18 protein-coding genes are annotated in these 16,436 nt (G+C 63.0%); 3 read left to right on the top strand and 15 right to left on the bottom strand.

What is annotated here, in order from left to right; translation table 11 throughout:
* Positions 1-3 precede the first annotated feature (3 nt).
* The gene (gene rmuC / locus HX830_RS20120) at positions 4-1,368 is read right to left on the bottom strand and encodes a DNA recombination protein RmuC (RefSeq protein WP_177102189.1); all 1,365 of its coding nucleotides are present in this window, start codon (positions 1,366-1,368) and stop codon (positions 4-6) included.
* A 1,173-nt stretch (positions 1,369-2,541) separates the two neighbouring features.
* Here rmuC and HX830_RS20115 point away from each other — a divergent pair.
* From HX830_RS20115 to HX830_RS20105, 3 genes are all read left to right on the top strand, one after another.
* Positions 2,542-2,766 carry a hypothetical protein gene (locus HX830_RS20115; protein WP_003214941.1) on the top strand — a complete coding sequence of 75 codons (225 nt, stop codon included), beginning with the start codon at positions 2,542-2,544 and terminating at the stop codon, positions 2,764-2,766.
* Positions 2,767-3,071: 305 nt separating this feature from the next.
* Positions 3,072-3,554, top strand: coding sequence for a hypothetical protein (locus HX830_RS20110; protein ID WP_103494394.1), 483 nt, complete (start codon positions 3,072-3,074; stop codon positions 3,552-3,554).
* Positions 3,555-3,698: 144 nt separating this feature from the next.
* Positions 3,699-4,958, top strand: coding sequence for an OmpP1/FadL family transporter (locus tag HX830_RS20105; protein WP_177102145.1), 1,260 nt, complete (start codon positions 3,699-3,701; stop codon positions 4,956-4,958).
* An 83-nt stretch (positions 4,959-5,041) separates the two neighbouring features.
* Here HX830_RS20105 and HX830_RS20100 read toward each other — a convergent pair whose 3' ends face one another.
* From HX830_RS20100 to cobO, 14 genes are all read right to left on the bottom strand, one after another.
* Positions 5,042-5,593 (bottom strand): glutathione peroxidase, encoded by a 552-nt coding sequence (locus HX830_RS20100; protein ID WP_177102144.1) that lies wholly within the window; start codon positions 5,591-5,593, stop codon positions 5,042-5,044.
* A 69-nt stretch (positions 5,594-5,662) separates the two neighbouring features.
* Positions 5,663-5,785: a hypothetical protein gene (locus tag HX830_RS32185; protein ID WP_255916951.1), complete on the bottom strand. Its 123-nt coding sequence runs from the start codon at positions 5,783-5,785 to the stop codon at positions 5,663-5,665.
* On the bottom strand, positions 5,782-6,981 hold the full coding sequence (locus HX830_RS20095) for an MFS transporter (protein WP_177102187.1): 1,200 nt from the start codon (positions 6,979-6,981) through the stop codon (positions 5,782-5,784). The genes HX830_RS32185 and HX830_RS20095 overlap by 4 nt, the downstream gene beginning before the upstream one ends.
* 61 nt (positions 6,982-7,042) lie before the next feature.
* On the bottom strand, positions 7,043-7,456 hold the full coding sequence (locus tag HX830_RS20090) for a MarR family winged helix-turn-helix transcriptional regulator (protein WP_152741497.1): 414 nt from the start codon (positions 7,454-7,456) through the stop codon (positions 7,043-7,045).
* Between the two features lie 51 nt (positions 7,457-7,507).
* Positions 7,508-8,245 carry an adenosylcobinamide-GDP ribazoletransferase gene (locus tag HX830_RS20085; protein WP_177102142.1) on the bottom strand — a complete coding sequence of 246 codons (738 nt, stop codon included), beginning with the start codon at positions 8,243-8,245 and terminating at the stop codon, positions 7,508-7,510.
* Entirely contained in the window at positions 8,242-8,817 is a 576-nt protein-coding gene (gene cobC / locus HX830_RS20080) for an alpha-ribazole phosphatase family protein (protein ID WP_177102140.1), read from the bottom strand. The genes HX830_RS20085 and cobC overlap by 4 nt, the downstream gene beginning before the upstream one ends.
* The gene (gene cobT, locus HX830_RS20075) at positions 8,814-9,869 is read right to left on the bottom strand and encodes a nicotinate-nucleotide--dimethylbenzimidazole phosphoribosyltransferase (protein ID WP_152741499.1); all 1,056 of its coding nucleotides are present in this window, start codon (positions 9,867-9,869) and stop codon (positions 8,814-8,816) included. The genes cobC and cobT overlap by 4 nt, the downstream gene beginning before the upstream one ends.
* A complete protein-coding gene (gene cobU, locus HX830_RS20070) occupies positions 9,866-10,387 on the bottom strand; it encodes a bifunctional adenosylcobinamide kinase/adenosylcobinamide-phosphate guanylyltransferase (RefSeq protein WP_177102138.1) in 522 nt (173 codons plus the stop codon). Before cobU ends, cobT begins: the two co-directional genes overlap by 4 nt.
* 12 nt (positions 10,388-10,399) lie before the next feature.
* Positions 10,400-11,854, bottom strand: a complete 1,455-nt coding sequence (locus HX830_RS20065) for a cobyric acid synthase (protein WP_177102136.1) — start codon at positions 11,852-11,854, stop codon at positions 10,400-10,402.
* Complete coding sequence (cobD, locus tag HX830_RS20060; protein ID WP_177102134.1) at positions 11,851-12,843, bottom strand: threonine-phosphate decarboxylase CobD; 993 nt, start codon at positions 12,841-12,843, stop codon at positions 11,851-11,853. The genes HX830_RS20065 and cobD overlap by 4 nt, the downstream gene beginning before the upstream one ends.
* Complete coding sequence (gene cbiB, locus HX830_RS20055; RefSeq protein WP_103498994.1) at positions 12,836-13,744, bottom strand: adenosylcobinamide-phosphate synthase CbiB; 909 nt, start codon at positions 13,742-13,744, stop codon at positions 12,836-12,838. Before cbiB ends, cobD begins: the two co-directional genes overlap by 8 nt.
* The gene (gene bluB, locus HX830_RS20050; RefSeq protein WP_152741503.1) at positions 13,741-14,391 is read right to left on the bottom strand and encodes a 5,6-dimethylbenzimidazole synthase; all 651 of its coding nucleotides are present in this window, start codon (positions 14,389-14,391) and stop codon (positions 13,741-13,743) included. Before bluB ends, cbiB begins: the two co-directional genes overlap by 4 nt.
* A complete protein-coding gene (locus HX830_RS20045) occupies positions 14,388-15,746 on the bottom strand; it encodes a cobyrinate a,c-diamide synthase (protein ID WP_177102132.1) in 1,359 nt (452 codons plus the stop codon). Before HX830_RS20045 ends, bluB begins: the two co-directional genes overlap by 4 nt.
* Complete coding sequence (gene cobO, locus HX830_RS20040; protein WP_103498991.1) at positions 15,743-16,354, bottom strand: cob(I)yrinic acid a,c-diamide adenosyltransferase; 612 nt, start codon at positions 16,352-16,354, stop codon at positions 15,743-15,745. The genes HX830_RS20045 and cobO overlap by 4 nt, the downstream gene beginning before the upstream one ends.
* Between the last annotated feature and the right edge of the window lie 82 nt (positions 16,355-16,436).

The following is a 16,436-nucleotide window of genomic DNA, read 5'->3' as shown; positions in this document are numbered from 1 at the left end:
TGATTACTCAGGCAACTGCACCACGCCGTCCTCATCGGTCATCGCCCGCTCCAGCAGCTCCGCCGGCAGGCTCTTGCTCGCCCGTGCGCCCAGCAGCTTGAGCTGTTCGCTGCGGCTGACCAGGTTGCCACGCCCATCCGTCAGCTTGTTCCGCGCGGCAGCGTAGGCCTTGTCCAGTTGCTGGAGGCGATTGCCGACCTCGTCCAGGTCCTGGATAAACAACACGAACTTGTCGTACAGCCAACCGGCGCGCTCGGCGATTTCCCGGGCGTTCTGGCTCTGGCGTTCCTGCTTCCAGAGGCTGTCGATCACCCGCAAGGTGGCGAGCAAGGTGGTCGGGCTGACAATCACGATATTGCGATCGAAGGCTTCCTGGAACAGGTTCGGCTCGGCCTGCAAGGCCGCCGAAAACGCCGCTTCGATGGGCACGAAGAGCAAGACGAAATCCAGGCTGTGCAAACCTTCCAGACGCTTGTAGTCCTTGCCGGCCAACCCCTTCACATGATTACGCAACGACAGCACATGCTGCTTGAGCGCCGCCTGGCCGATCGCCTCGTCATCGGCGCCGACATATTGCTGGTAGGCGGTCAGGCTGACCTTGGAGTCCACCACCACCTGCTTGTCACCCGGCAACAGGATCAGCACGTCCGGCTGGAAACGCTCGCCGTCCGGTCCTTTCAGGCTGACCTGGGTCTGGTACTCGCGGCCCTTTTCCAACCCGGCATGCTCAAGCACCCGTTCGAGAATCAATTCGCCCCAGTTGCCCTGGGTCTTCTGGCCCTTGAGCGCCCGGGTCAGGTTGGTCGCTTCATCGCTCAGGCGCAGGTTCAGCTGTTGCAGGCGCTCCAGCTCCTTGCCCAGGGAGAAGCGTTCGCGGGCTTCCTGTTGATAACTCTCTTCCACACGTTTTTCGAAGGACTGGATACGTTCCTTCAAGGGGTCGAGCAATTGTCCGAGGCGCTGCTGGCTGTTTTCGGCAAAACGCGCCTCGCGCTCGTCGAAGATCTTCGCGGCCATTTCGGCAAACTGCGCACGCAGCTCATCCCGCGAGCCCTGCAGGTCGTTCAGGCGCTGCTGATGGCTGTCCTGCTGTTCCCGCAGCTCGGCGCTCAACGACGCCGCCTGGGCATCCAGGCGGCGCAGCTCGGCCTCCTTCTGGGCACGCTCGAGGTTCCAGGCATGGGCGGCGTCGCGACCGTTGTCACGCTCGATCTGCAGCAGTTCGACTTCCCGGCGCAACGCCGCCAGTTCCGCCTGCTTGACGGTATTGGCCTGGCTCAGGTCGCTGACCTCGTCGCGGCTGGCATCCAGTTGTGCACCGAGCCCATCCGCCGCCAGCCGGGCACTGCTCAGACGCTCGTCAAACAGCACCAGCTCGGCCTGGGCAGCACTCGCCCGGCGCTGCAACTGCCAGGCCAGGGCCAGCAACGGCAACGCCGCGCCCGCCAAACCGAGCAAGAGACTGGTCAGATCCAACGCCATAAGAACTCCCAAGGTGCCAACCAATTGTAAAGAATCAAGGGTAACGAAGGTGATCGGCCCTGGACAGTTCGCGCCAGGTAGAAATCCTATCGGGCCGGGACAAGGGCAAGGAAGCCAAGCGAAATTTCATGTAGCACCGCACGCCAGATCGCGGGGCGCGCCACTCTACGCTGTTTTTCGTACGGGTAAAGTCGAAAAAAACCGATATGCCCGTCCTAGAGCAAGCGCTTGGGACAATCCACAGAAGCTGTGGATAACTCAGTGGACAACCCTTCTCCAACCCTCGCAAAGCCGCATGGAATGGGGCTCGCAGTCAAACTGTCGATTTTTTCACCAATAAAAAAAGACGATATTTTTCATTGACTTGTATTGGCGATGCAGGCATTCGAGGGACAGATTGCGCAGATGACAGTCCGGTGACAAGCCGTGGGCCGATTGTGCACAAGTAGTGCGATAACGGTTATATCGACGCACCTTTTTTGCACAGGCGCCGCCATTCGCTCTTTAGCGCTACTCCTGGAGCCAGCATATCGCCCCCTTTCGGGCAGCGTCCCGCCAGCGAAATTCCGCCTCGGTACCACGGGAGCGCCTTGAACAAGTTTTTTGCCAACACGCTTCCCTTATCCGTTTTAATGCGATAGTATCCGCCCCGTTAGTACCAAGCTGAAAGTCAATTCTGGTCGAACATTCCCCTCATAAGCACTCTCCAAAATGGATCAGTCGCTCGAAAAAGGGATCGACCCCTCGATGGTTTCCAGGTAAATCCTCTCCAGTACAGCCTTATGAAAGGCGGCTGCCGAAAACGATTACTCTGACCGAACCAACCTGCAAGATTGATCAGGATCTTCACCACGGGCCCAGAACCTTTGCCCTTGTTGTGATTGCCTGCCCTCCTAAGTACCTACCTGCCAGCCCCAGCGCCACTTGATTTCATGCGCTCAACTGGCGGCTTTGTTCCAGTCAGGTTCTTCGTCCGATCCATAATGGTTCGACGCTACTGGAACGTTTTAACGTTGCACGGATCAGATTCCGTGTCATTTGCAGGAACACCTAATAATTATGTCGACTCAAATCCATACCCAGGACGCTATTCGCACCCTGACCAACGCCTTCGCACCGATGAACTGCCTGATCATGGCCGCTCGCAAAGGCTGCTTCAGCTTCACGCTGGTCAACGAACACGGTATCGCTCGTCACAGCGAACGTCTGTATCCGGACCAGTACTCCAGCGCCGAACCGCTGCAGGCGGTCATCGACCGCACGCGCCAGGCCCTGGTTGCCTGAGGCCCGTATAGCCCAGCTTAGAAACAAGCTGTAACCCAAAAGCCCGGTCTTTGTTGCCGGGCTTTTTATTGCCTGAAGTTTCGCGATTTTGACTGTATGGCTAAGCACGAATAAATATATAAGCCACGCGCTCATAGTTTAAATATTTTAAAAACAGTCCTTTACAGCAGAGATATGACACTACACTTCAACTCAAGCGGCCCGGGCCGCTTCCGGCGGGCCTGAACGCCTCCACCGCTACCAGGGGCCAGGCCACGCCGACCAATAAAAAACGCCGATCACACGGCCGGAGTATCGAGGGTGTCATGGGTATCGCCGCCAGGGAACTGCGCCTTTATGTGATTCGCCCGACCCTGCTGTACCTGGGTCGCCACAGCCCGAGCGCCGAAGCACTGCTGCTGGGCATCGCCGCCAGCCAGTCGGACCTGGGCTCGGCCCTGCACGACCGCCGCGGTCACGGCCTGTACTGCATCGACGAAAGCCGCCATGCCGCGTTATGGGACCGCTACCTGGCCCCGGACCCGGAATTGGCCAGCCTGGTGCGCGGCCTGGCCAGCCAGCACGCTTTTTTTAGCAGCCCGAATCTCGAACTGGCGGTGAATCTTCGTTATTCCACGGCCATCGCCTGGCTGCTGGTGGAAGAACACCACCCCAAGCTCCCCGCCATCGACGATCTGCTCGGTATGGCGCGGATCTGGCGACAGACTTTCCAGCCACAAGGACGTTTACGGGATTTCACCCGTGCCTGGCAAAGTTGTGACTCATCGGTCACTCCGATCGCCTGCTAGAGCCAAAACCCAGTTTCCGGGAAAAACGATCGATTTTGGTCGGATTGTCCTACAAAACCGCTCTATCTCCAGCAATTCACCCTATAGCGCCGGGGCGAAAATGTTGCTACTTTTCGCCTCGGTGATCACCACGGAGTTCTAATAATGAAAAAAGTAATGCTCAAGACCACTCTCAGCCTTTCTGTTGCTCTGGCATCCACCCAGCTTTTCGCGAGTGGCTTTGCCCTCAACGAACAGAGCATCAGCGGGATGGGGACCGGTTATGCGGGTCGATCTTCTTCTGCCGAAGATGCAAGTACCGTTTACGGCAACCCTGCCGGTATGTCCCTGCTCGGTCGCGATCAAGTGACCGCGGGTGTCGCAACGATTGATGCCAAGACCGATATCAAGAACGCCAGCGGCGGTAACCGAGGCGGTACCAACGAAGGCGATATGGTCCCGTTCACGTCCGTACCCAATGGCTTCTTCGTCAAACAGCTGGGTAACGGCTGGGCAGCAGGTGTGGGTTTCTACGCACCTTTCGGGTTGGTAACCGATTATGAAAGCGGCTTTGCTGGCAGCAATTACGGCCAGAAGAGCGAAGTCAAGGTTGTCACCTTCCAACCGACTGTCAGCTACGCCATCAACGATGTGGTGTCTATCGGCGGCGGCCCGACCTTCAACCGCATCAGCGGTGAGCTGAGCTCCACGACGCCTGGTAACGGCTTTGTGGACGTCAAGGGCGACGACACGGCGGTGGGCTACAACATCGGTGTGATTGTTCAACCTACCAACACCACCCGCTTGGGTCTGACCTACCACTCCAAAGTCAGTTACTCGCTGGATGGTCATACCACCATCAACGGCCCACTGGTCTTTGGTCCATTCAGCGGTAGCCGCTTCAAGGGCTCCCTGGATATCACCACACCAGAGAACGTGGACTTCTCGATCACCCAGAAGCTGGATGATCAGTGGACCGTCTATGGCGGTGCCACCTGGACCCGCTGGAGCCGCCTGCAGAACATCACCATCAACAACCAGGGTGTTTCTCCAGCCCTCGGGGGCTCCGCCGGCCCGGTCGGCACCATCACCGAACAACAGAACTGGCACGACACCTGGGCTTCGGCCATCGGTGTTTCCTATCGCGTCAACAAGGAATGGGTACTGCGCAGCGGCTTGTCGGTTGACCAGGCACCCACCAACAACACCGATCGCTCCGTGCGTATCCCTACGGGTGATCGCCGTGCCATCAGCTTCGGTGCCGGCTGGAGCCCAACCGACGACCTGACCATCGACCTCGCCGTCTCCTACCTCAAGGAAGAAGACGTCAACGTCAATCTCAACGTCCCGGGTAAAGGCGCCTACAGCTCCACGTACGAAAACAGCGCATGGGGCTACGGCCTGGGCGCCACGTACAAGTTCTGATTCACGACGAGCCTGAACCGCTCGTTGGCTGGATAAAAAGAACCCGCATCGGCTGATGCGGGTTTTTTATTGCCTGATATTTATCAGGGCCTCGAGGCGATAGCCTTCTCCACCGCGGAGATCAGCTCGGGATTGTCGGGTTTGGTCAGGCTGGAGAAATGCGCGATCACCTTGCCCTGGCGGTCCACCACATACTTGTAGAAATTCCACTTCGGCGCCGCGCTCTGCTGCGCCAGCACCTTGAACAGGTGCACGGCATCCGGCCCTCTGACCGTTTGCGGTTCGGTCATGGTGAAGGTGACGCCATAGTTCACATAGCAGACCTTGGCCGTCTCGGCGCCATCGTCGGACTCCTGCTTGAAGTCATCCGACGGCACGCCGATCAGCTCCAGGCCCTGGCCCTTGTAATGCTGATAGAGCGCCTCAAGGCCTTTGAACTGTGGGGCAAAGCCACAGAAGCTGGCGGTATTGACGATCAGCAGCGGCTTGCCGGCAAAACGCTGGCAAAGATCGATGGACTCCTTGGCCCGTAACTTCGGCAATTGTCCCTGCAAGAGCTCCGGACAACCGGCAGCCAGAGCCGCCCCGGAAAAGGCCATCAAAACGGCAGGAACCGCCAGCCAGCGCATCGCCATATCCTGAACCCTGGAAAAGAGATCGAGCCGTCAACTTACGCGCCGGCTCCCCTTCCTAGCAAGCCGCTCTTAACAAGCGCCCATGCCCAACTGCATCAACGCCAAGCCGCCCTGGTGCCAGCCCCACCAGGCCAGCGCCAGCAGCAAGGCGATCAGCGCCAGGGCCAGCAGTCGCGACCAGAAGGCACTCATGCCAGGCCCGCCTGCGCCTGTAACCGCGCCACGGGCCGCTCACGCACCGGCCAGTTCAAGGCCGCAGCGAGCAGGCTCAGAAGGATCGAGACCTGCCAGATCAAGTCGTAGCTGCCGGTGTGGTCATACACCACCCCACCCAGCCAGCCGCCGAGGAAGGCCCCCAACTGGTGGAAGAGAAACACGATCCCGCCGAGCATGGAGAGATTGCGCACGCCGAACAGCGTCGCCACGGTGCCATTGGTCAGGGGCACCGTCGACAACCAGAGAAAGCCCATGGCCATGCCGAACAGATAGGCACTGAACTGCGTCACCGGCACCCAGAGAAACACCACGATCACCACCGCCCGTGCCAGGTACAAAGCAGTCAGCAGGCGTGGCTTGGACATCCGTCCACCGAGCCAGCCGGCGGTGTAGGTCCCGAAGATATTGAACAGACCGATCAGCGCCAGCACCGTGGTCCCGACGGTGGCCGGCAGGTGCTGGTCGACCAGGTAGGCCGGCAGGTGCACACCGATAAATACCACCTGGAAACCACAGACAAAAAAGCCGAACGCCAGCAACCAGAAGCCGGAATGGGAACAGGCCTCGCGCAGTGCCTCGGACAGGGTCTGCTCACCCTCAAGCTTGGGCAGCGGCTTGTCCTTGAGCATGCTCACCAGCGGCACGATCAGCGCCACCAGCACGCCCAGCACCAGCAACGCCGTCGACCAGCCGAGCCAGCCGATCAACCCCAGGGTCCCCGGCAGCATGGCGAACTGGCCGAAGGATCCGGCGGCACTGGCAATACCCATGGCCATGCTGCGCTTCTGCGGCGGTACGGCACGTCCGACCACCCCGAGGATCACCGAGAACGAGGTTCCCGACAGGCCGATACCAATCAGCAGGCCCGCACTCAGGGACAGGGTCAGGGCGGAATCGGACAGGCCCATGCACACCAGCCCGACGGCGTACAACACACCACCGATCAACACCACTTTCGCCGCGCCGAAGCGGTCGGCCAGGGCGCCGGTAAAGGGTTGGGACAGGCCCCATATCAGGTTCTGCAAGGCGATGGCAAAGGCGAATACTTCGCGGCCCCAGCCGAACTGCGCGCTCATGGGGGGCAGGAACAGCCCGAAACCGTGCCTTATCCCGAGGGACAGCGCGAGGATCAGCGCACTCCCGAGCAAAATCCAGCCACTGGCACGCCACATCGAGGTCATTATTGTTCTTCCTTAGCGGGTATATACCCGTTTTATGTCGATAAAACGGCGATTACTCGCCGCTTGCCAACTCTTCCAACAAGGCTACCAGAGCCGCGCGCTTTTCATCACCCAGGCGGTTCGCCAGACGCTGCTGCGCCGCTTCCCAGGCGGGCCCGGCGGCCACCAGCCGTTCGGCCCCGGCATCGGTGAGCCGGACCAGGCGGTTACGCTGGTCGGCGCCTTCGGTCAGGGCCACCAGGCCGTCACACTCCAGCACCCGCAGGTTACGCCCGAGGGTACTGCGATCCAGGCCCATGGCTTCGGCCAGGCTGGAAATGCTCGGCTGGTCGAGGCGCTTGAGATTGCACAGCAGAGAATACTGGGCAACGTTGATCCCGAAGCCGTCGAGAGCGCCGTCGTAATGCCTGCTGACGCCACGAGCGGCGCGACGCAGGCAGATGCATAAGCAATCGGTTGATAACATGGCGTGTGTATATACCTGTGACACAGTGAAAACAAGTTTTGCGCAACGCCTTCAGAACAGCGCCAACCCCACCAGCACCAGCACTTCCAGCAACTCCAGCAACGCCCCCGCCGTGTCGCCGGTGGTGCCGCCCAGACGTCGCATCATCAGTTGCCGCAACCAGCAGAAACCCGACACCGCCAGCAACACCGCCCCAGCGCCCTTGAACCCGGCCAGCAACCCACAGAACAACGCACTCGCCAGCAACACGTACCAGCCGGCCCGGCGCGGCAGATGATCGGTCAATGCCTGCCCCAATCCACCGGCACGCACATAAGGCGTGGTCAGGAACAACCCGAGCAAGGCACTACGACCGATCAGCGGCGCCAGCAGCAACGCCACTGTCTGCTGTTGCTCGATCAACGCCAGCAAGGCACAGAACTTCAACAGCAGCACCAGCACCAGCGTGACCACGGCAATCGGCCCACTGCGCGGGTCCTTCATGATCAACAAGGTCCGCTCACGATCGCCGAAACCGCCCAGCCAGGCATCCGCGCTATCAGCCAGGCCGTCCAGGTGCAGGCCGCCGCTGAGCAGCACCCAGGCCGTCAGCAACAAAGCGCCATGGAGCAACAGCGGTGCCCCCGCCAACGTCCAATCGAGTGCATAAAGCACGCCGCCGAACAGCAACCCCACCAGCGGGTAGCACAACAACGACCGCCCCATCTCCCGAGGTTCCGGCATGCCCGGCAGACGAATCGGCAGGCTGCTGAGAAACTGCAAGGCGATCCAGAACGGCAAGCGGCTCACGGCGTCTCCCCCAGCCCACCGTCAGCCGCCACCTGCAGCGTGAACAAGGCGCCATGGGCCACCTCGATCTGCAATAGCTGCTCGCGCGGCAAGCCACGGGCACGAGCCAGCAGAACCTTCATCACCCCACCATGACTGATCAACAGCAGGCGCTGGCCAGCATAGCGCTGCTGCAAGCGCGACACCGCCGCCAGTACCCGCTCGGCGAACAGTTCAACCGGCTCGCCATCCGGTGGTGTGAAGCCGTAAGGATCGGACCAGAACCGCCCCAGATCGTCGGCGTCCGTCTCCATCAACGCCGCCGCGCTCCGCCCTTCCCAGGCACCGAAATGCAATTCGCGCAGGTCACCCTCGATCTCGACCGGAAGCCCCAGGCGCGCGCCCAGCTCTTCGGCAAACCGCGCGCAACGCTGCAAGGGCGAACTGATCAGGCGATCCCAAGGCCCTTGCTGCGCCACACCGGCACGCATCTGCTCCCAGCCCTTGTGTGTCAAGGCATCGTCCAGGCTGCCGCGCAAGCCGCCACCCAGTTCGGTTTCGCCGTGACGCAACAGGTCCAGGCGCACACTCATGCCGGGCGATCCGCCACGGCCGCCTCGGCAAAGGTCGCCATCTGCCCGTGCAGGTCGCAGGCCAGGCGCACCAATGGCACCGCCAACGCCGCGCCGCTGCCTTCGCCCAGGCGCAGGCCCAGATCGAGCAACGGTTCGGCCAGCAGGCTCTCCAGCACATGCCGATGCCCGCGCTCGGCGCCACGGTGGGCGAAGATCAGCCACTGCCGACACTCGGGATTCAAGCGCACCGCGACCATCGCCGCAACAGTGCAGATAAAGCCGTCGACCAGCGCCGCCACGCCCTCCTGGGCACAAGCCACATAGGCCCCGGCCAGCGCCGCGATCTCGAAACCGCCCAGGCGGAACAAGGCCTGCAACCCATCGTCGGTGTGTTCGGCATGCAGCGCCAGCGCCCGCTCGATCACCTGCGCCTTGTGGCTGACGCCGGCCGGGTCGAGCCCGGTGCCGGGGCCGGCCAACAACGCCGCCGGGCATTTCAGCAACGCACAGGCCACCGCGCTGGCCGAAGCCGTGTTGCCGATGCCCATTTCGCCGCCGATAAACAACTCGCTGCCCGCTGCTACCGCGCGCCGTACGCTGTCACGCCCGGCTTCCAGCGCCAGGCGGCCCTGGGCATCGGTCATGGCCGGGCCTTGGGCGAAGTTCGCAGTCCCGGCGCCGATCTGCAGATGACGCACACCTGGCAGGTTGAGCATCGGCGTGACCGTGCCGAGGTCGTTGATATCCAACTGCGCGCCCAGTTGCCGCGCCAGCACACTGATGGCCGCACCGCCGCCGACGAAGTTGGCGAGCATCTGCCCGGTCACTTCCTGCGGATAAGCCGATACGCCTTCAGCCACCACGCCATGGTCACCGGCAAAAATCGCGATCCACAGCGTATCGACCCGCGGCTTGAGCCGGCCCTGCAGACCCGCCAGTTGCACCGCGACCTGCTCCAACTGGCCCAGGGAGCCGGTAGGTTTGGTCAGTTGCTGCTGACGCTCGAATGCCGCGTCTTGCGCCTGCAGATCAATCGCCTTGCACGGGTTCAGCCACCACGATTCACTCATAACACAGTTCCTTTCAAAGTCAGGGGCAAACCGGCGACTGTCAGCACCACACGCTGACAACGCTCGGCCAGAGCTTGATGCAGCCAACCGGCTTCATCGACATAACGGCGAGTCAATTCGCCCAACGGGACGATACCCAGACCGGTTTCGTTACTGACAAAAATAATCTCTCCCGGCAATTGCGCCAGGTTCGACAACAGGGCTTCGCGCTCGACCTTCAAACGCTCGGCGTCCTCCAGCATTAAAAGATTGGTCAACCACAGGGTCAGGCAATCCACCAACAGGCAGGTGTCGGCCGCTGCGTTTTCACGCAGGACCCGGGCCAGCTCCAGCGGCTCTTCGATCAACTGCCAATGGGCCGGACGACGCTGGCGATGCAGGGCGACCCGCTCGTTCAACTCGCCGTCCAGAGGCTGGCTGGTGGCGATATAGGTCACCGACAGCGCGCTTTCAGCCGCCAGGCGTTCGGCCAGGCGACTCTTGCCGGAACGGGCACCACCGAGAATCAGTTGCAGCATGTCAGGACGCCCTTATTCAAGACCGCAGAGCTGACGCAAGCGGTCGGTATCCAGATGTTTTTCCACCAGGTCGGCCAGGCGTTCGATGTCGCGTTCGCGCAGGGCGTGATAATCCACCTCCTGCACCTGCGCCAGGCCGGCCCAGCGCAGCAGGGCACTGCACGCCCGGGGCGACTCGAACAAACCGTGCAGGTAAGTCCCGAGCACCTGCCCGTCGGCGCTTTGGGCACCGTCGCAACGACCATCGTCCAGGTGCACGGCCGGCTGCTCCAGCGCCGCACCGACGGTGACCCCGGCATGGATCTCATAACCGCTGACTTCAGCCTCTTCCAACGCCAGACGGCCGTGCACATTGCGCAGTTGCTTTTCCTGCTCGAGCTCGGTGCTCAGGGCCAGCAGCCCGAACCCGGCGCTGGAACCCGGCGCCCCTTCCAACCCGAGGGGATCATGCACCTGCTCACCAAGCATTTGCAGGCCGCCGCAGATGCCCAGCACCTTGCCGCCATAACGCAGGTGACGGTTGATCGCCGTGTCCCAGCCCTGCTGGCGCAGATAGGCCAGATCGCTGCGCACGCTCTTGGAGCCGGGCAGGATGATCAGGTCCGAGGCCGCAATGGCCTGGCCGGGACCGATAAATTGCAGGTCGACCTGGGGATGCAGGCGCAACGGATCGAAATCGGTATGGTTGCTGATGCGTGGCAGCACCGGCACCACCACCTTCAGCACCTGGTCGGCCTTGTCGGCCTGGCGCTGGTCGAGCCCGTCCTCGGCTTCCAGGTGCAGGTCCAGCACATAGGGCAGCACGCCGATCACCGGCTTGCCGGTACGCTGTTCCAGCCAATCCAGCCCGGGCTGCAACAGCGCGAGATCGCCGCGAAAACGGTTGATGATAAAGCCCTTGACCCGCGCCTGCTCGCTGGGCGACAGCAGTTCGAGGGTGCCCACCAGATGGGCGAACACCCCGCCGCGATTGATATCGGCAATCAGCAGCACCGGGCAATCCACCGCCTCGGCGAAACCCATATTGGCGATATCCCCGGCACGCAGATTGATCTCCGCCGGCGAGCCCGCGCCTTCGACCATCACCACCGGATAGGCGGCGCTCAGGCGCTGGTGCGAGGCCAGCACCGCCTGCATGGCGATGGCTTTGTAGCCGTGATAGGCCACGGCGTTCATGCTGGTCACGGCGCGGCCATGGATAATCACCTGGGCGCCGGTATCGCTGTTGGGTTTGAGCAACACCGGGTTCATATCGGTGTGGGGCACGAGGCCCGCCGCCTGGGCCTGGACCGCCTGGGCCCGGCCGATCTCACCGCCGTCGGCGGTCACCGCGCTATTGAGCGCCATGTTCTGCGGCTTGAACGGCACCACGCGTACACCCTGGCGAGTCAGCCAGCGGCACAGCGCAGTCACCAGGGTACTTTTGCCGGCATCGGAGGTGGTGCCTTGCACCATCAGGGTGGTCATGCCGGCTCCCCGGCAAAGGCCAGCAGCGCCTGCTCCAGGCGCAACCAGTCCGCCTCATCCGCGGGCAGGCCGAAACGCAGGCTGCTGTTCTGGGTGAACAGGCGCAGCAGAATGCCCCGCCGTGCCATAAACTCATACAGCGCCTCGGCCCGCGCCGTCACCAACCACTGGAACAGCGCGCAACCGCCCTGGGGCGCCAGGCCGAAACGCGTCAACAATGCCACCAGGCGCTGACTGGCCTGTTCGCTGCGCACACGCTGGCGCTCATGGCCGGCGGTATCGGCGAGGCACACCTGCCCCAGCACCCGGGTCGGCCCGCTGACCGCCCAGGGCCCGACTTGTTCGGCGAGCAACCTGAGCAACTGGCCTTCGGCGAGGACAAAGCCCAGGCGCACACCGGCCAGACCGAAAAACTTGCCGAACGAGCGCAGGACAATCAACCCGACCCGATGACTGTGGGCCGCCAGGCTGCGCTGCGGGGTGTTGTCCATAAAGGCTTCGTCCACCACCAGCCAGCCACCGCGCTGGGCCAGGCGCGCATGCCATTCCAGCAACCGCTCCGGGGCCAGGCTCAGACCGGTGGGATTGTTCGGATTGACCACCACCAGCACATTGAGGCTGTCGAGAAAAAAATCGACTTCGTGTTCCAGCACTTCACGCACGATGTAGCCGTTGCGTCGCCAGGCTTCAGCGTGCTCGGCGTAACAAGGCGACAGCACACCGACCTTGCCCGCACGACGCAGGCGCGGCAGCAACTGGATCGCCGCCTGGGAGCCGGGCACCGGCAACACCTGGGGCGCGCCGTAGTAGGTGCAGGCGGCCTGTTCCAAGCCGTCATCGGTTTCCGGCAGGCGCGCCCAGGCACGCTCGGGGATCGGTGGGATCGGCCAGGGCCAGGGCGCCAGGCCACTGGACAGGTCCAGCCAATCGGACTCGGCAATGCCGTAGTGTTCCACCGCCTTGCGCAGGCGTCCGCCGTGCTCAAGCATAGATCTCAGCTCCCAGACAGAGAATCAGCAACCACAACCACACACCCCGTTGCACCAACTGCCAGCCGCGGTCGATGGAGTCGGCGGTGGCCGGCTCCCCTTCGCCCAACTGCGGACGCTGGTGCAATTCACCGTGATAAATCGCCGCCCCGCCCAACTCGACCCCCAGCGCGCCGGCGCCCGCCGCCATCACCGGCCCGGCATTCGGGCTGTCCCAGGTCGGTCCCTGGCGGCGCCAGCATTGCAGCGCCAGTCCGGTTTTACCGAGCAAGGCGTAGGTCAGGGCCACCAAGCGTGCAGGAATATAGTTCAAGACATCGTCGATCCGCGCCGCCGCCCAGCCAAAACGCTCGAAACGTTCATTGCGATAACCCCACATCGCGTCGAGGGTATTGCTCAGGCGATAAAGCACCACGCCAGGCGCACCGGCCACGACAAACCAGAACAACGCGGCGAACACCGCATCGCTGCCGTTTTCCAGGACCGATTCGGTAGCCGCGCGGGCCACTTCGGTGTGATCGAGTTCCGTGGTCTGGCGGCTGACCAGATAACTCACCCGCTGGCGGGCGCGATCCAGGTCGTCGCTGCGCAACGCCTGGGCCACGGGGATCACATGCTCGCCGAGGCTGCGCAGACCGAGGGCGCAATAGAGCGCGAGGATTTCGACGAGCCAGCCGATATAAGGCGCCCACGACAAGGCCGTGGCCAAGAGGGTCAGCGGCAGCACCGCGAGCACCCAGGCGGTGACCCCGTGACTGCGCCAGCCACGTCCGCCGGAGTTGAAACGTTGTTCGATACGGTCCGCCAGACGGCCGAACGCCACCAGCGGATGCCAGCGTTTGGGTTCGCCCAGCAGCGCATCCAGCGCAACCCCGGCGACACTCAACAACGCCACACTCATTGACTCACTCCCCAATAATTCTCATACAACAATTCGCTCAAGGGACGCGGCTGCGCCCAACCTTCCAATACCAGCATCGGTGCCGGATAAAATGCCTGGACCGGGCCCAGGCACAGCACCGCCAGCGGCTTGGCCCCCGCCGGCAGACCGAGCAGTTGCGCCAAGGCCAACGGCTCGAACAGCGAGACCCAGCCCATGCCCAGGCCTTCGGCGCGGGACGCCAGCCAGAGATTCTGGATGGCACAGGACAAGGACGCCATGTCCATTTCCGGCAAGGTCCGCCGACCGAAGATATGGCGCTCGCGATCGTCCATCAGCGCGGCGACCAGCACCTCGGCACAGTCGTTGATGCCCTCGACCTTCAACTTCATGAATTCATCGGAACGCTCACCGAGGGCCTCGGCGGTGCGGATCCGTTCTTCTTCCACCAACTGCTGGATCTGGCCGCGCAATGCGCGGTCGGTAATACGAATAAAGCGCCAGGGCTGCATCAGCCCGACACTGGGCGCCTGATGCGCCGCTTCCAGCAGGCGCGAGAGCAATTCGGGCGCCACGCTGCCACCGGTAAAGTGGCGCATATCGCGGCGTTCACCGATGACACGGTAGACCGCCGCGCGTTCTTCAGGGTTAAAAGCGTTGTCGGTCATGGCCTCCGCGCGGGTAAGTCCGCGCGCTCCGAGAGTGCGCCGGCCTTGGCAGAGTGGGTATCCGGTGCCAACAGCGCGGCAATCGCCCGCGGGTTGGACGGAAAATAAAAATGCACATAAGAGGCGGTCATCCGCCCCTGGCGATACACCGCCTCGGCGCCGCGCCCGCCATTGGGGCTCAGGCCCCGGGCAATCGGCTCGAGCACCGTGGTGGTCAACGAATGATGATAGGTGTGACCGCGCAACAGCCCTTCCGGCAACTCCACCGCCTGCAAGGCCAGGGCCGCGAGGCGCTTCTGCATCGTCGCCTCACCTGCTAGTAATCCGAGCAGTTCGGCGCGTTGTCCTTCGACATCGGTCAGCGCATCGAGCAGATAGAGCATCCCGCCACACTCGGCGAGCAAGGGCTTTCCGGCCTGGTGGTGGGCACGGATCGCCGCCAGCATCGGGGCGTTCTGCGCCAGGGCCAGGTGATGCAGCTCCGGATAACCACCGGGCAGGTAAAGGCTGTCCGCCTCGGGCAAGACCTGATCGTGGATCGGCGAGAAAAACCGCAACTCGGCGCCCATGGCCCGCAACAGGTCCAGATTGGCGCCATAGATGAAGGCAAAGGCCTCGTCATGGGCGACGGCGATGCGCACACCGGCCAGCAGCAGCTCGGCGGCTAGCGGATCGGGCGCCTCAAAGGCCACCGGCGGCGGCAACGCGACCTCGCAACTGCCGGCCAGGGCCTCGGCGGCCGCGTCCAGACGCTTGTCCAGGTCATTCAATTCACTGGCCTGCACCAGGCCGAGATGGCGGCTCGGCAGCTCGATCCCGGTTTCCCGGGAGAGCGCGCCGTACCAGCGCAGGCCTTCGGTCAGGCTGCCTTCAAGCAATTGCGCATGGCGCAGGGTGCCGACGCGATTGGCCAGCACCCCGGCGAACGGCAGGTCCGGCTGGTAACGCGCCAGTCCCAGGGCCAGGGCGCCGAAGGTCTGGGCCATGGCCGTACCGTCGATGACTCCGAGCACCGGCACACCGAAATGTCGGGCCAGATCGGCGCTCGACGGCGTACCGTCGAACAGCCCCATGACACCCTCGATCAGGATCAGGTCGGCCTCGCCCGCCGCTTCCCAGAGCAACCGACGACTTTCCTCTGCGCCGACCATCCACAAATCCAGCTGATAGACCGGCGCACCGCTGGCGCGCTCATGAATCATCGGGTCGAGAAAATCCGGGCCGCACTTGAACACCCGGACCTTGCGCCCCTGATTGCGGTGCAGGCGCGCCAGGGCCGCCGTCACCGTGGTCTTGCCCTGTCCGGAAGCCGGCGCGGCGATCAGCACCGCCGGGCAATGACGCGTTTGCCTCATAGTTCGATGCCCTTCTGGGCCTTGATCCCGGCCTGGAACGCATGCTTGAGCAGGCCCATTTCGGTCACGGTGTCGGCCAGCTCGATCATTTCCGGCTTGGCGCCGCGGCCGGTGACCAGCACGTGCTGCATCGGCGGACGGGCTTGGAGGTCGGTCAACACCTGGTCGAGGTCCAGGTAGCCGTGCTTGAGGGCGATATTCAGCTCATCGAGCACCACCAGGCCGATGCTCGGATCACGGAGCATTTCCTGGGAGACTGTCCAGGCGGCTTCGGCGGCGGCGATATCGCGCTGGCGATCCTGGGTCTCCCAGGTAAAGCCCTCGCCCATCACATGGAAGCGCACCTGCTCGGGGAAGCGCCGGAAGAACAGCTCTTCGCCGGTGCTGTTGCGCCCCTTGATAAATTGCACCACGCCGCACTGCATGCCATGGCCCATGGCCCGGGCGAGCATGCCGAAGGCCGAGCTGCTCTTGCCCTTGCCGTTGCCGGTCAGTACCAGCAGCAGGCCGCATTCGTTCGGGGCACTGGCGATACGCTCGTCGATAACGGCCTTTTTGCGCAGCATGCGCGCCAAGTGACGTTCGTCGCGATCGGGGGATTCGTTCATGGCAGCTCTCCGTTGGGGCTGGATAAGGCAAACGGGGGGCAGGAAAAAACGCGGCCGGGGCCGTCCAGCATCGCCCGCCGTG

Source organism: Pseudomonas gingeri (assembly GCF_013385425.1).
GTDB classification, from domain to species: domain Bacteria; phylum Pseudomonadota; class Gammaproteobacteria; order Pseudomonadales; family Pseudomonadaceae; genus Aquipseudomonas; species Aquipseudomonas gingeri_D.
Note: the sequence above shows the minus strand (reverse complement) of the source record. Positions and strands in the feature narration are given on the sequence as shown.